General features: G+C 35.8%; 5 protein-coding genes and 1 tRNA gene. 2 read left to right on the top strand and 4 right to left on the bottom strand.

Annotated elements, in window-relative coordinates:
• Window positions 1-9: 9 nt before the first annotated feature.
• Together EV197_RS09035 and EV197_RS09030 are read left to right on the top strand one after the other, a co-directional pair.
• Entirely contained in the window at window positions 10-585 is a 576-nt protein-coding gene (locus EV197_RS09035; protein WP_242610713.1) for a DUF4230 domain-containing protein, read from the top strand.
• Window position 586: 1 nt separating this feature from the next.
• Window positions 587-2,692 (top strand): DUF4230 domain-containing protein, encoded by a 2,106-nt coding sequence (locus EV197_RS09030; protein WP_130286429.1) that lies wholly within the window; start codon window positions 587-589, stop codon window positions 2,690-2,692.
• A gap of 398 nt (window positions 2,693-3,090) precedes the next feature.
• On the opposite strand, the gene EV197_RS09025 is transcribed toward EV197_RS09030, so the two are convergent.
• From EV197_RS09025 to EV197_RS09010, 4 genes are all read right to left on the bottom strand, one after another.
• Entirely contained in the window at window positions 3,091-6,594 is a 3,504-nt protein-coding gene (locus EV197_RS09025; protein ID WP_130286428.1) for a pectate lyase family protein, read from the bottom strand.
• A gap of 297 nt (window positions 6,595-6,891) precedes the next feature.
• Window positions 6,892-8,664 (bottom strand): helix-turn-helix domain-containing protein, encoded by a 1,773-nt coding sequence (locus EV197_RS09020; protein WP_130286427.1) that lies wholly within the window; start codon window positions 8,662-8,664, stop codon window positions 6,892-6,894.
• Between the two features lie 296 nt (window positions 8,665-8,960).
• Window positions 8,961-9,038, bottom strand: a tRNA-Pro gene (locus tag EV197_RS09015).
• Between the two features lie 111 nt (window positions 9,039-9,149).
• Window positions 9,150-15,620 carry a DUF8202 domain-containing protein gene (locus EV197_RS09010; RefSeq protein ID WP_130286426.1) on the bottom strand — a complete coding sequence of 2,157 codons (6,471 nt, stop codon included), beginning with the start codon at window positions 15,618-15,620 and terminating at the stop codon, window positions 9,150-9,152.
• Window positions 15,621-15,834 lie beyond the last annotated feature (214 nt).

The following is a 15,834-nucleotide window of genomic DNA, read 5'->3' as shown; positions in this document are numbered from 1 at the left end:
CTGTTGTTGATGATTTATTGCTTGTTTTGCGCTTGCGAAAAAGATCAACGTCCACTGGTTGTAGGAAAAATACAAGCAGCTTCTAAACTCGCCACAACAGAATTTACTATAGATAAAATTGTACACGGCACCAAAACAAAAAAATTATTCTGGGTAGTTAAACTCAATGAAGCACGATTTTTAGCCTATTCCAAAGCCATCATCAAAACCGGAATCGATCTCAATGACATTAAACCTGAAGACATTAAAATAGATGGTTCTAAAATTGAATTACAATTACCGCAAGTAACAGTACTCAACTTTTCGTACCCTCCAAGAGAGTTTCGGTTGGATGAAGAAATCACCGATAATAAATTCTTAAATGTTATTTCTTTAGAAGATCAAGAGGAGTTTTTTAGAAGAGCTGAGCTGGATATCCGAAATAACCTGGAATATATGGGGCTGGTAGAAACCACCCAGCAACATACCAGAACTTTACTTAGAGGCTTATTAAAATCCTTGGGGTACCAAGAAATATATATCAGTTTTACGAGTAATGAATTAGCCATTGACAAAGTAGATTTAGGCACAGCTAAAAGCGAATGATATGTTTTGGAGCTTTTTTATAAAATACGGCAAGCTACTCATCGATATTTTAATTATCGCTGCTATCATCTTTATTATAGTGCTAATCAACCCCTGGAATCTTTTTGGTGGAGGACTCAAACTTCAAAATACAGCTAATAATGTTACTGCCATAAAAGAAATCGGACAGCTTATTACAGCAGAGTACTATGGTGAAGCTATAGCAACCTACGACCAAACCGTATTAAAATTAATCGAAGAAGAAGATATTAGCGATCAGGCCAATGATATCTTTCGAGATATGAAACAATATGTATTAGATGTTCATCTGGAAGGTTTAAAGGAAAAAGATATCCTCGGAGAGCCTCAAGAGGAGAAGAAAAAAGGCTTCTTTTCATTCAATTGGCTGCCTTGGGTAAGTAAACCCAAAAAAGACTTCAAAGAAAAACTCAAAGACATACCCCAGACCGATTCTTTGTTTTATCACAAACCCATGAGTCCCGAAATACTAGGATTTTATTTTGACAAAAGAGTGCCTACGTCTACTGATAAAAATAGATATAGAAATTTGCTTTGGTCACTTTTTCAAGAAGTAAAAGCGAAAAGTCAGGAATTAAATGAAGCGGCATTTAATGAATACATGTTGAGCGATTTACCAATTAAAGAAGGTAAAGTATTCTCTGAATTTCATTATAATATCAAAAAGAAAGACAAGGACATTAAAAAAGAACTAAAGACCGATCTTGCGATAATTGGTAGAGGTTGGGTAAAAGCAGGTATTGATTTTGGTGAATTAAATGATCAAAACTTTGTGTATGATGAGAAACATCAAATTATACATATCTATGGCGTATACCCCAAAATTTTAGCCAAAGACATTAATCCCTGGTTTATCCCTGAAAAGCAAATACCAGGATTTCAAATCCTCGAAGCTAGAAATGCCAACTTTGAACACGCCAAAGTAGTCAAACAGTATTGTATCGATAAACTTGAAAAAATGGCATTGAAAGCCGGAATCATTGAGCAAGCAGAGCGACAAAGCAAAGAAACCATTAAAAATTTTATGGCCTTATTAACCGGTAATGAAATTAAAGAAGTACACTTTCATCACGACACCATTTCACGAATTACAAATCAAATTTTTGATGACAAGTTTGTAAGCTTTGAAGAAGCTAAACTATTGGATTCTATAATTCCGGGAGAAATTGAACATATTTTGGCCATAGATACCGCTACCGAGCAATGGTTGACCAATCAAAAAAACAAAGAGCTAAAACAAGCACGTTTACAAAACATTATTAGGGAGCTCAAAAAATGTTACTATCAAAAAAGACCAACAACTTACAACAGGTTGTCTTATTTGACCACTGCGGTTATTGCTGATAACATAGTGACTGCATCAGAGATAGCACAACTCACTGAAGCGAAATGGTCTATAGAAAATATCCTTATGGATAACATGAATGACTCTTTAGCGTTAATGCACGCTACTTGGTATACGGATAGTACACTTGCATTCATTACGAATTACAATACGATGATCGATAGGATATATGACAAAACGGATATTGTTGGTCAATCCGTTAATGACACCTTGGTTGATACAGATTTTAGTATTGACACTACGGCTACAAAAAAATATTACCAAATTGGTGTTTATGAAAATAAAATCAAATATCGCATAGTAGAGGACACCTTGTCTAAAGATGCTATACAAAAGCTAAAATATAGTATAAACGTTCCCAAAAATTGGAAAGAAAAATTAGCTACTCAAAAAGGATATTTTAAAAGAAAGGAAATCAGAAATGCTGAATTTTCTGGTGATTCCATTCGCAAATTAATTAATAATTTGAATGCTTTTAATTCCAGCATTAATCAAATTGACTGTGATTCGGTTACCCTAACTAGAAGTAATGACGACGACTCCTGGGTAATCCAAAACGATCCCTGCTTTTCAAATGAAGATCAGAAACTTGTTTTACAATACATTTTAAATCATTTTATCACTAAAAGCCAAGAATTCAATTGGTTTAGTACCTCCAGTAAAAAGGTAAAAAATAACCTCAGCGATGTCAATATTAGGGATAACTTAAAAGATGTGAAAGACATGGTTTTTGGTAATAATTAAAATTTTTTTTAATCAAAAAAGCTCCAGAACGATATGTCCCGAAGCTTTTTATCTCCCCTCTTTGCCTAACTAATAAACGCTACTAGTCTGGACAATTCACAAATAATTCAGTGTACTCTGCAACACAAACTGCTTGAGAAGCACAACATTAATTAAGTTTTTCTTAAATGTTTTTTTCTATTCTTAATAGTAATACTGTTAATGACAGAGATGAGATACCCTCTATTTAGTTACATAATACAACTACGTTAAGGGCATCCCTTACTAATCTCTGGCACATTCTAATTATAAATGAAATATTGCCATAACATAAACACTTTATAATATAGAATTGATCTCCCCTTGTAGGTTAACACCAATGAAAGCTACAGATTTGGGCAATGGCTAACATAGAAAACTTACTTAACAAACATTTTCAGTTGAGTTGAGGTAGTCGTTTTAACTTGAATAATATATTGTCCACTTGGAAAATCAGCAACATCGATATATTCTGTATTACTTTTGGCAGGTCTCTTAAGCACTTCTTTTCCAAGCAAATTCACAATTCTTATCTGCTCGTTTCCTCTATAGTTAGGTATGTTAATGGTAAGCACATTCGCTGCACCCACAGGATTAGGATATGCCATTAACTCCCCTTTAGCTGAAGTGCCGAATTGAGAAAAATTACTTAAAGTATTTCCTATTTTACCTACTCCAGCGTGAGCTATTACAATGGAAGGTACATCCTCAGTAGCATGCAATGAGGTACTATACGGGTACGGAATTGATAATTGACAAGAACCTGGTTCATTGACACTATCACTAGAAAAATCCCAACTAACATTCTCAAAAGTATTGTTACTTTGATCAACACTACCTGCGACATCTCCATAAGCCCAAACTATCGGGTTTATTGCGTCTTTAAAATAATTATTCTCAACCTTTAGACAAGCTCCCGCTCTGGTATTTATCCCTGTAGATCCTATACCGCTATAATAATTATTAAATACGTGACCGGATCCACCTCGATATAATGGAGTTCTGGAATTGACATTATCAAAATAGTTATGATGCATCGTCAATTTTCTATCATAAGTATCGCTACTAGAACTACCTACCAGCATCATTTTCCAACTATCATGTAAATAATTAAAAGAATAGGTAATAAACTCCACATCTCTTTTGCAGTCTAACAATCCATCATAATAATCTTTATCCACATTTTGATACTCTGCATAAAGTTCACAATGATCTATCCATATGTGATCTGCCGGACCTTCGATACCAATTGCATCTTTATCTCCGATAGTTACATTTCTTACGGTTACATTTTGAATAATGATATTACTAGCTTTATATATCTTGATCCCGATACCATCAAATAACCCATCGGTTTCTACCCCAATAATGGAAATATCCTGGACTTCTTTAACATCAATTTTTGAAGCGGATGTATTTGAAGGTGTTACCGTTCCATTAACATAAATAATAAGAGGCTCAGTAATATCTCCATCTTTTTTCTGCTGTATCGCTTCTAAAATACAATCACCCGTACTACAAGTGATACTAATACCTCCTTCTCCTCCTGTAGTTCCGCCATTTAATGTCGCATATCCAATTAAATCATAATTTACCGTATTGTCTTCGTTAGTAGGAGTTGCTGAAGCAGTATTCGAATTTAAAAAAGCATTTGCTTTGATCCAATAGTAATATGTGGTTCCCGGTATTACATTACTATCTGTATACGCTCTGGAATCTGTGGGAGAATACGCGATTCTAGATCTTCCCTTAGGGTCAGGATCTGTATCTCTATATATCTCAAGCGATGACACCGATAAGTCTTCTATATCCCAGAAGAGCGTAACGCTATTGTTTTCAACACTGGTGGATAAACGTACTGCTGAACCGCTTTCTGTTGCCGCTGAAGCAATATTAGAATTTAGTGAGGCATTCGCCTTGATCCAGTAATAATAAGTTGTCCCTCTGATGATTTCATTATCCGTAAAATTTCTACTATCTGGTGATACCATGGCAATTCTTGATCTTCCTTGAGGATTGGAATCCGTATCTCTATAGATTTCTAAGGAAGATACTGCCAAGTTTTCTATAGACCAGGACAAAGTAATGTTATCACCCCCTGCATTAGCAGATAAATTAATTTTAGAGCTACCTACGGGTTGGGCTGAAGCAACATTAGAATTTAATGAAGCATTAGCTTTTATCCAGTAATAATAGGTCGTTCCATTATCTAAGTTAGTATCCGTATATGTGCGGCTATCTGCGGATACCATAGCTATACGTACTCTACCCTTAGGGTCTGCATCTGTATCTCTATACACTTCTAATGCAGTAGCGCTCAGATCTTGTAACCCCCAATTCAATGCTACACTACCATCTCCAGCTTCAGTAGTTAAATAAATTGCTGGATTTCCCGGAGTGCCTGAAACTCGATTTGAGTTTACAGAAGCATTAGCTTTTACCCAATAATAATACGTAGTTCCATTGCTGACATTAGTGTCTCTAAAATTTCTAGAGTCACTTGCAGGAAATGCTATTCGGCTTCTTCCCTTAGGATCTGGATCTGTATCTCTATATACTTCTAATGCTGAAACGTCTAAATTTTCTACCGTCCAACTTAAATCCACCACTCCATCTCCTGCAGTACTAGAAAGGATTATTTCTGGATCTTTGGGCGGTTCAACTGCTCCAAATTCAATAGCACCTAGATCAGGGCTTGATCCATTATAACTGATACCTGTAACATTTGTACCGGCATCGATTAAATTACTACCTTCTTTTAACATTAAAAATCCATTAACAGTAGGGTCAGAGTTTGGTCCTTGAGCCAAAGTTTCAAAATCTGAATTATCTATTGCAAAACCACCCTCTTCTCCTACGAAAGAATTAGGTGCCGTATAATTTCCTCTTAGTCTATCTTTCTGAGTAGTACCAAAAGAAATGTTGTTTACAAAAGTATGGCCTCCTCCATCTCGGGTATGAAAATTATAACCTTCATTGTTAAATGAAGTGTTATTGCTAAATTCAATATTCCCTATATTACCATTATCCGTAAAGCCGTGTTTTCCATTATTGAAAGCGATACAACGACGAACGATATGATTAATTTTATGAGCGGAAGAGCCTAATTTATATCCATTTTTATCCCCTGCCCCAGAGGTGATACCGTCCGTTAACTTACCGTTATTATGGGCAATACAACCTTCTAGTGTAATAATGCCTATTGGACCGGTTTCACTTTTGGTATACAAATCCCATCCGTCATCAATATTATGATGTGCAATACAGTCTTTAAATACATTTCCGGTTCCACAAGTCAGTTTTGCTGCAAATCCATCTGCATCTTCATTATCGCTGTCTTTATTGTCATAAGATTCACATCTTAAAATCAAATTATTGGAAGGCCAATCACCAATAGTATTAGCGCTGGAGCTATATCTGCTTAACTGAAGCCCAGTATCCCTATTATTTCTAAAAATACAGTCTTCAATAATATTATTATTTCCGGAGAGTAACATTCCGTTATCTCCGGCTCCTTGAATAGTGATGCCCTTCCAATGCCAGTAATCTCCCTCAAGTACAACCCCTCTATTTGATGAGTTTTCACTCATCGCAAAGTTTAAAACCGCATTTTCGCCATTGTAGGCAAAAACTTTTATAGGATTTGAAGAGTTTCCATTTTTAGTGATTATGACTGAATTGCTGTAATTGTGATTTCCTCCTCTTAGATAGATTATATCGCCAGAAGAGACCAAGTCTATCGCTCTGTGTAAAGTTTGTAAAGGATCCGATAAATTACCTGAATTGTTATCGTTGCCATTCGGCGAAACATAGTAGGTTTTTGCACCAATCGATAGTGTGGCAAAAAGAAATACCAGTAAAGTGGTTAAAAAATTAAATTTCATGTGAATATGTTTAAAGTAAGTTTTAGCATCAACACCGGTGTTTTTTTAGTATTGATAAGTCATAATTATATAATTGAGTACGTTTAGGCATTGATCCAAAATGAAACTCAATCAGTAGGGCTGTCTACATCAAAATCTTAAAATTCATGACTTTTAATACTTTGACAACAAGACGTTTAATTGCGGTGCTAAGTAAAGGAGATATTCTATTTCTTAAAAGTATTTTTTGGATTCGGTACTCCTAATTTTAAAATGACGAGCTTTACACAATGCTTCAGTAACTTGAATTTTAAGCACTTAAGATGTGAATTGTTTTATAAACTCCGAAGGGTAAAAACCGGTCCTTTTTTTGAATAATTTGGAAAAAGGTTCTGCAGTTTTGAAACCTACTTCTCTTGCCATAGCTTCAACTGAAAAGTTTTTAAATGATTTATCGTTTCGCAATTTATTTAGGGCAAGATCCAGTCTTAAATCATTTAAATAATTTCTAAAACTCTTTTGATAATGAAATTTAATAATTCTACCCAGGTAATTTGCGTTAGTTCCTAATTTCTTTGCTAATGATGATGCCGTGATATCAGCATCTACAAACTTTTGTTGATCTTCAAACCTTCGCAGTCCCTGGAGTACAGATGTTATAATTTCTTTAGAAATATCGAGCTCATCAACAGGCATTCTGGCAGTTACATCTAATACCTCTTTTTTATTATGCTCTATGGTATGAATTTCATTCTTTGCAATTAAGAAATCGAACTGTTTTTTATAATAGTCGTGTAACTCATCCTTTTCTCTATTTTTTTTGCGTATGATTCGCTTTCTCCTCAGTATTTCGAAAATTAGAATTAGAATTAATCCAATTCCTATCACATACCATTTTTTAGATTTTTTAGACGTATCAGCTAACTGCTCCTGAAGCTCTTTATGCTCCTGTAATAAATTAGGCTTGTCAATTTTTTCGGTAATTTCATTTGAAACAAAAGCATAATTGGTGTGTGCGATACTGTCAAAACGTAAAAGTTGTTCAACAAAATACAATTGATTTTTGAGTTCTCTTCTGCTAGCATAGTATTTTTTGAGATATTCATATCCTGGTCGTACCGCCGGATAGATATTGCCTAATACCACGTAGATACTATCCATTTTTCTTAAATCTCGTACACCCTCTTTCTTTTGACCCAGCTTTATTTTAGACATCCCAAGTATATAATAGCATACCGCGACACTTTTAAAATTTTCATTTTCTATAAATTCTGGTACAGCTAATGCCGCACTATCTATAGCCAGTGCATATTCGGATTTATCAAAATGCACTTCTGCTCCATTAAGTCTTATTTTATTAAGGTTTGGTTTAGCCCAGGGATATTTTCTATATTTTTGGGCTTCCATATTTAGTTGATTTGCTGAGTCAAGTATTCCGTTTAATCGGTAAGAATTTGACAATAAATGCAATCGATTGAGATAAGCAATACCCATATTTTTATCGATAGTGTCTCCTGGAGCATTGTATAATAATTGTCGATTGTACAGATAACTTTTTTTAAAGTCTTTTAAGGCTTCTTGATTATTACCTACCTTTTGTTTCAAAATTGCCAGACTTGTAAGCGACATATCCTCATAATGCTCCAATTTACTGTCTACTGCTATCTGATATGCCTTGATTTCATTTGCTAATGCCTTTTTAAATTCTCTTCGATCACTGTAGTAGGTACCTTTTCGGTAATATGCCGCCCACAACCAAAACTTCTTATCAATAAATTGGGCATATTTAATTAAGCTATCAAGACCAGTAAAATATTTATCCTCACTCCTATAGGTCTTATTAAAATAGCCTCTTGCCATTTTAACAGTGTCTTTTTCTTGATATGCTTTTTTTAAAAAAGCGTTGGCATACAGGTCATATAAATCGTCATTGGTTAAATTATCATAAAAGGCATCATTTAATTCTTGATAACTTTTTGTTATTAAAGAATCGGCTTCTACAATCTCTTTGCTCCTATGAGTTTGAGCATAACTATTAGGTAGCCAACATAGGAACAGAAGATAAACACTACCAAAATATAGGTTATTCATGGGGCGACACGACTTTATATAGAATGTTTTTACTAGATAAATATAAAATTATAAATCGTATAGCAAACCTTGATTTCACTTTTATCAGCAATTAAAAAATCCAACCACTTCGGTGATTGGATTATATTGGTCGGGATGACTGGATTACCAAAGTGATCCAGATACTAGGGGTTGTTGCTCAACATAATCCTACACAGCCTTGCGGCTGTTTAGCTTTTTTAATTTCCTACCTTAAAGCTTTACAAGCCTACGTCTGGAAATTAAAAAATCCAACCACTTCGGTGATTGGATTATATTGGTCGGGATGACTGGATTCGAACCAGCGATCTCGCGCCCCCCAGACGCGCACTTTAACCGGGCTAAGCTACATCCCGCAATTTTTCGGAATGCAAATATAAAAAGTTTAAGAAAATAGCAGCCTTATTTCTTATCTAAATAAAAAGAACATTACATCATATATTAAACCCAAGTTAGAAATATAAAGTCTACTTTTTAACAATTGATTTGACCAATTTTCCTTTTTCGCTTTGGATAATCACTAAATATACTGCATTTTCCAGCCCAGATAAATCTAACATTTTTTCATTCCCCATATCTTCTAAATTAAATTTTTCAACTATCCGGCCCGCAATATCAAATACGGTTAGGGTATTTAGCTTGATAGCGTTATTACTTTGAATATATAGGAAATTACCTATTGGATTAGGATAAATTTTAATTTCATTTGACAACTCGGTTTCCTCCTCAATTCCGAGGGTATTTTCTACAGTTAATTGAAAACTACAAGATGCTGGGTTTCCGTTAGCATCCTGAACACTAAAACTTATCGTAAAGACTCCTTCGGATAACTGGGTACCAGGAATAGGATCCTGAGAAATCTGAGAAGTTCCACTACAATTATCACTAGGTTCAATTTGAAAATCTGCAATATAATCAGGCAGAACATATGTTTCACCGCTATTAATATTAACGGTTTGATCGGTTGGACAATTAAGTTGAGGATTTTCAGTATCTACAACAGTAACGATTTGTGTGGTGCTTTGTACGTTTCCTACATTATCAGTTACTGTCCAGGTAACGGTATTTTCTCCAGGTTCTAAGCTAGATGGACTAACAACAACACTTGCTACACCACAATTATCTGATGTTGAGGGTGGTACCAATTGAGAACTATCATACGAGCATTGTCCTAAATCTGTATTAACGGTAACAGCGCTTACCGTAACTATAGTAGGATTTTCATTATCCACAACAGTTACGGATTGTATAGAACTATTGGTATTACCTGCATTGTCTGTTACTGTCCAGGTGACAGTATTTTCTCCGAGACTTAAGCTAGAAGGGCTGGCCACAACACTGGCAATCCCACAATTATCTGTGGTTGTTGGTGGAACCAATTGAGTGCTATCAAAAGAACATTGTCCTAAATCTGTATTCACTGTAACAGCGGCTGGTGTAGCTATTGTAGGAATCTCATTATCTACAACAGTGACCGTTTGTATAGAACTAAGCGTATTACCAGCATTGTCTGTTACTGTCCAGGTGACCGTATTTTCTCCGAGGCTTAAGCTAGAAGGGCTGGCCACAACACTGGCAATCCCACAATTATCTGTGGTTGTTGGTGGAACCAATTGAGTGCTATCAAAAGAACATTGTCCTAAATCTGTATTCACTGTAACAGCGCTAAGTGTAGTTATTGTAGGATTCTCATTATCTACAACAGTGACCGTTTGTATAGAACTATTTGTATTACCTGCATTATCTGTTACTGTCCAGGTTACTGTATTTTCTCCAAGGCTTAAACTAGAAGGACTGGCCAAAACACTTGCTACACCACAGTTATCTGTGGCTACCGGAGGCGCCAACTGACTACTATCATACGAACATTGTCCCAAATCCGTATTAACCGTAACAGCACTAATCGTAGCTATTGTAGGATTCTCATTATCTAAAACAGTTACGGATTGTACAGAACTACGTGTATTACCTGCATTATCTGTTACAGTCCAAGTAACCGTATTTTCTCCAAGGCCTAAACTAGAAGGATTAGCCATAACAGTTGCTACCCCACAATTATCTGTAGTTGTTGGCGGAACTAATTGAGTACTATCATAAGAACATTGTCCTAAATCCGTATTGACCGTGATAGCACCAAGTGTTGCTATTGTAGGATTCTCAATATCGACAACAGTTACAGATTGTATAGAACTACGTGTATTACCAGCATTATCCGTTACTGTCCAGGTGACCGTATTTTCACCAAGACTTAAGCTAGAAGGATTAGCCGTAACACTTGCTACCCCGCAATTATCTGTTGTGGCCGGAGGTGCTAACTGACTACTATCATACGAACATTGGCCTAAATCTGTATTTACTGTAACAGCACTTACTGTTGCTATGGTGGGATCTTCATCGTCTACAACAGTTACTGTTTGAATAGAATTATTCGTATTTCCTGCATTATCTGTTACTGTCCAGGTTACTGTATTTTCTCCAAGGTCTAAATTTGTAGGACTGGCCACAATATTTGCTGCCCCACAATTATCTGTTGTGGCCGGAGGTGCTAATTGACTGCTATCATATGAACATTGGCCTAAATCTGTACTTACTGTAACAGCACTTACTGTAGCAATGGTAGGATTTTCATTGTCCACAACAGTAACTGATTGTATCGAACTATTGGTATTACCAGCATCATCTGTTACTGTCCAGGTTACTGTATTTTCTCCAAGGCTTAAGCTAGAAGGACTGGCCAAAACACTTGCTACCCCACAATTATCTGTAGTTGCAGGAGGTGCTAATTGAGTACTATCATACGAACATTGTCCCAAATCAGTACTTACTGTAACAGCACTTACTGTAGCTATGGTTGGATCCTCGTTATCCTCAATAGTAATCGTAAAACTACAGGTATTTGAATTACCAGCAGTATCTACCACAGTCCAAACAACAACCGTCCCATCAATCAATTGCGCTCCATCTAATGTATTTGAATTGTTAAAATCATTACTAATTGAAGCTACTGAACAATTATCAGTAGTTGAAAGAGGATCAAATTCAGTCCCGACTACCGTGTAAAAGCATTCACCTAAATCAGCCGACTTGGTTTGATTAGAAATACAATTTACAACTGGATTTTCAGTATCATTTACTGTCACTGTAAATTGACAAGAGTTGGTGTTTCCTGCAGCATCATTCACGGTATACGTTACTGTTGTAACACCAATATTAAAAACTTGACCGCTAGCATCATTAATATCAATTGAAGAACTATTCCCAGTAGTTGCACCGGTTAATGTCCAGGTTTGAGATACAATTTGACAATTGTCACTAGTAGTAGGAGTTAAACCATTAACAATAGCAGAACAGTTACCTGGATCATTTGATTGAATTATATCTGCAGGACAGCTAATGACTGGAGCAATCGATTCTTGTCCTGTTATAAACGTAAATATGACATTATCAGTAAGGGTTAAGTTTTCAAAAGTCAATCGGTTTGAATTAAAACTTGTGGGAAGTACTGTACTTGCACCTGTAGTAAAATCACCATCACCATCACTATCAATCAATAGTTTAAAATCTTCTAACAAGGTTCCTCCAACGGTTAATGCATTGAGATCAAAACTAAGTGTCACAAGTCCTGGATCCCCTGTTACATCAACCTTCCATTCTCTGGCTAACCGAGCAAAGCAAGACTCGGATGCTGGTATATCAGTTGATTGTTCAATCAAAGCAGCATTATCATGTCCTATCATTAAAAAATCAAGATTATCTAAACTAGTCGGATTGCTTAAAACAATATTTCCCTGGCCAACTTGTCCGGTTCCATCTCCACTTCCTGTATGTATACTGTTACTTTGCTCTTGCATAAGTCCACTAGCATCGTCTCTTCCAATACCAAAAACATCATTCCAATACGTAAGATCATTCCAAAAAATAGTTGTACCATCAGATGCTAAATAATTAACCACAGATGTATCCAAAGTTATTCCATATTTTAAAGCTAGATAAGATTCAATTTCAACCCTTTCAGTTAAACTTAGATTACTGGGAAAAAGAACTAACTCAGCTATATTTCCATTAAATGGATACCATCCTGAAGAAATATTGTCACCATCCACGTTATTCGTACCTCCAATCATCGGGGTAATTGAAATACTTGAAAAATCACCGCCACCACCATCAGTTATTGTTTGAGATCCTGAATTCAACCTACCTGTGGCAAAAGGAGATATAGAAGCAGAAACATCTAAATTATTAATGGTATAGTTATTATCAATTATGGTATTTTGATAGCTTTGATATGAACTATTTACGCCATTTCCAAAATAAACCCGTTGATCATTATCCGCAGCAAAAATTGCTTTTCCAAAGTTCACTCCTGATATGGTACTACCCGAAACTGCACCTCTATTTGTTGTCGAATTATATTTATACACCGCAAAACCCTCTACTACATCAATTTCCTGATTACCTTCGAGCCGATTAGTAGGTAACACATTTTTGGCATCTGTATTATTGAAAGATATCACAGGATTAAAATTAATTGCATTTTCCTCGTACTCTGGAGTTCCAACCACCGAAAAAGTATTAAATCCTGTCTGATCTGACCATCCATCAACTGTACTACCAGAGAAACTTACTCCTTTAGAAGCCTCGAGCCATAAAATTTCATTACCTACACCTCCTGCTGTTGGCACCTGGGTTATTAAGGAAAATGCTTGATTATCCGGTAAATTTATAGCATTAAAGGTAAGTACATTTGCTGTTAAATCATTAGGTTGCACTACCGTTAATTGTCCTGTACTAAGGTCACCATCACCATCATTGTCAATAATTAACCTAAAATCTAATGTTCCTGAGCCAGATACTGTTAATCCAGTAATATCTATAGTTAAATCTACGGTTCCCGGATTTCCAATTCGTTTTATCCACCACTCCCTGTCAAGCCTTCTATATCCCGAAAAAGATGAAGGTAACTGTTCACCCAATGATAACTCAGTTAGCGCATCCGTGTTATGACCCACAAGCAAATATTCTAAATCCTGTAAATCACTGGGATTACTTAATACAATATTAGCAGCACCACTTTGACCAGTACCGTCACCACTGCCAGTCATAATACTGTTGCTTTGTATTTTATTTAATCCGCCATTGTCATCTCTTCCAATTCCAAACACATCATTATGATAACTAGTATTTACAGTGGCATCCCAAATTATTGAACCTTGACTATTTACATAATTTCCAAAAAGATGAATTCCATACTTTAACGCCAAATAAGACTCAATTTTTTGTTTATCGGCATTCATTAAACTTGTAGCGTATAACACAACTTCAGCAATATCTCCGTTTAATGGGAACCATCCTGAGGTGACATTATCACCGTCTAGATTATTGGTTCCTCCTATCATCGGTGTTATAGCTATGGTAGCAAAATCACCACCTACTCCTGCTGAAATAGATTGATTTTCGCCATTTAATCTTCCTGTAGCAAAAGGAGAAATTGTTGATGAAATATCTAGATTATTTATGGTAAATCGAGTATCCAAAGCGGAATTCGCATAACTTTGATAGGTGCTATTTAATCCATTACCAAAATACACCCGTTGATCATTATCCGCTGCAAAAATGGCTTTCCCATAATTGGAACCTGATTGCGTGCTTCCGATTACAGCCCCACTATTTGAACTAGAGTTATATCTATACACCGCAAAACCTTCTACTACATTAATAACCTCATCTCCATCCAGGCGATTTGTTGGCAATGCATTTTTTGCATCCGTATTAGCAAATGAAATTACAGGACTAAAATTGATCGCATTAGAGGTAACCGTAGGTGAACCATTTACAGAAAAAGTGTTACGCTGAGTCTGATCCTGCCAGTTGGTAAGGTTTCCAGCATTTTCAGACACCCCTACATCTCCTTTGAGCCAAAGGTTAACTCCTGATACTCCACCAGGAGCAGTTTCATCATCTTGTATGACAAGGTTAAGTGTGCCGATGTAACCATCTCCATCAGTATCCAGATTAGTAATATCGCCCGATACCGAACTTATAGCAATTTGTATGTTCTTTTCTCCATCAACAAAAGCATTGTCGATGAGTGATAAATCAATTGGAATGGTATCGGATAGTCCATATTTTCCGACAGGAATAGTAAGCGTTTTATTCGTAAAGGTAAAATCTACTCCTTCCACCGCCGTTCCTCCAACCACTGAAAATGTAACTGTTGAACTAGATTTTACCTCACCATTGATTTGAAGACTTGGATTGAACGCATTATCAGTTTCATCTACAGTTATACTATTCACCGGAAACTCAGTTAGCGCATTTAAACCAATATTTATATTATCCAAAAAATTACCCGAACCACCAGTAGCAGGTGAAGTAGCTTCAAAACCAATTTGATACACTCCCGTGGCTCCAGTAAAGTTAAATGTTCCTGACACTTCATCCCAAGCCGAAGTGCCACTTGCAGTGTGCGAACTTATCGTAAACAGCTTACTATTACCATCTTGGCTATAAATTGAATACTCTACAGTTTCCGTCTGGCTTCCTATTCTTTTTCGATGATAATATTCCCATTCAATAGTTTCGCCATTTACTAAATATACTATTTGATATAATCGTGAGGGTTGTGATACATTAAGTTCAACAAAATATCCTCCTTCTTGAGAGTTTACACCATTAAAGCCGCTTTTCCAATGCTCAATTGCGCCTTCGGAATTATCGAAAGTAGGATGCGTTGAAAACCAACCATCAATTTCAGGATTATCGCCGATCTGTGATTCTAAATACACAACATTTTCTGTATGTGGTATACCGGAACCACTTTCAAAAGAAGGGTTTACTATAATTCTGTTTTGAGCAACGGCAAGGTTGCAGTATAACGCTAAGAAAAACAGAAAGGATAGGGCCTTGCTATAACTAAGAACTGGTAAAGATAGATTCATAAGGACGAATGTATTAAGGTATATTCCCTATTACAAAGAATATTTTTCTTTTTAATTTTATATAGAATTGAAGCAATTACTGAAATATTGATTTAATTCTATATAAAATTAACATGTTTTTCCTATTATCAATAACCCAATTACAAAAAACGTCAATATTTCTGTATAATGTTGAAAGTTCTGTGCAGCTTTAATGTGATATTGTTAACCATCA

The sequence above is a fragment of the Aquimarina brevivitae genome (assembly GCF_004216895.1).
Taxonomy (GTDB): Bacteria; Bacteroidota; Bacteroidia; order Flavobacteriales; family Flavobacteriaceae; genus Aquimarina; species Aquimarina brevivitae.
This window is presented reverse-complemented; position numbering and strand designations above follow the sequence as displayed.

Bases quoted from the DNA above. Each gene is read 5' to 3' on its own strand.
- EV197_RS09025 (WP_130286428.1), bottom strand. From the start codon at position 6,594: ATGAAATTTAATTTTTTAACCACTTTACTGGTATTTCTTTTTGCCACA.
- EV197_RS09035 (WP_242610713.1), top strand. From the start codon at position 10: ATGATTTATTGCTTGTTTTGCGCTTGCGAAAAAGATCAACGTCCACTG.
- EV197_RS09010 (WP_130286426.1), bottom strand. From the start codon at position 15,620: ATGAATCTATCTTTACCAGTTCTTAGTTATAGCAAGGCCCTATCCTTT.
- EV197_RS09020 (WP_130286427.1), bottom strand. From the start codon at position 8,664: ATGAATAACCTATATTTTGGTAGTGTTTATCTTCTGTTCCTATGTTGG.
- EV197_RS09030 (WP_130286429.1), top strand. From the start codon at position 587: ATGTTTTGGAGCTTTTTTATAAAATACGGCAAGCTACTCATCGATATT.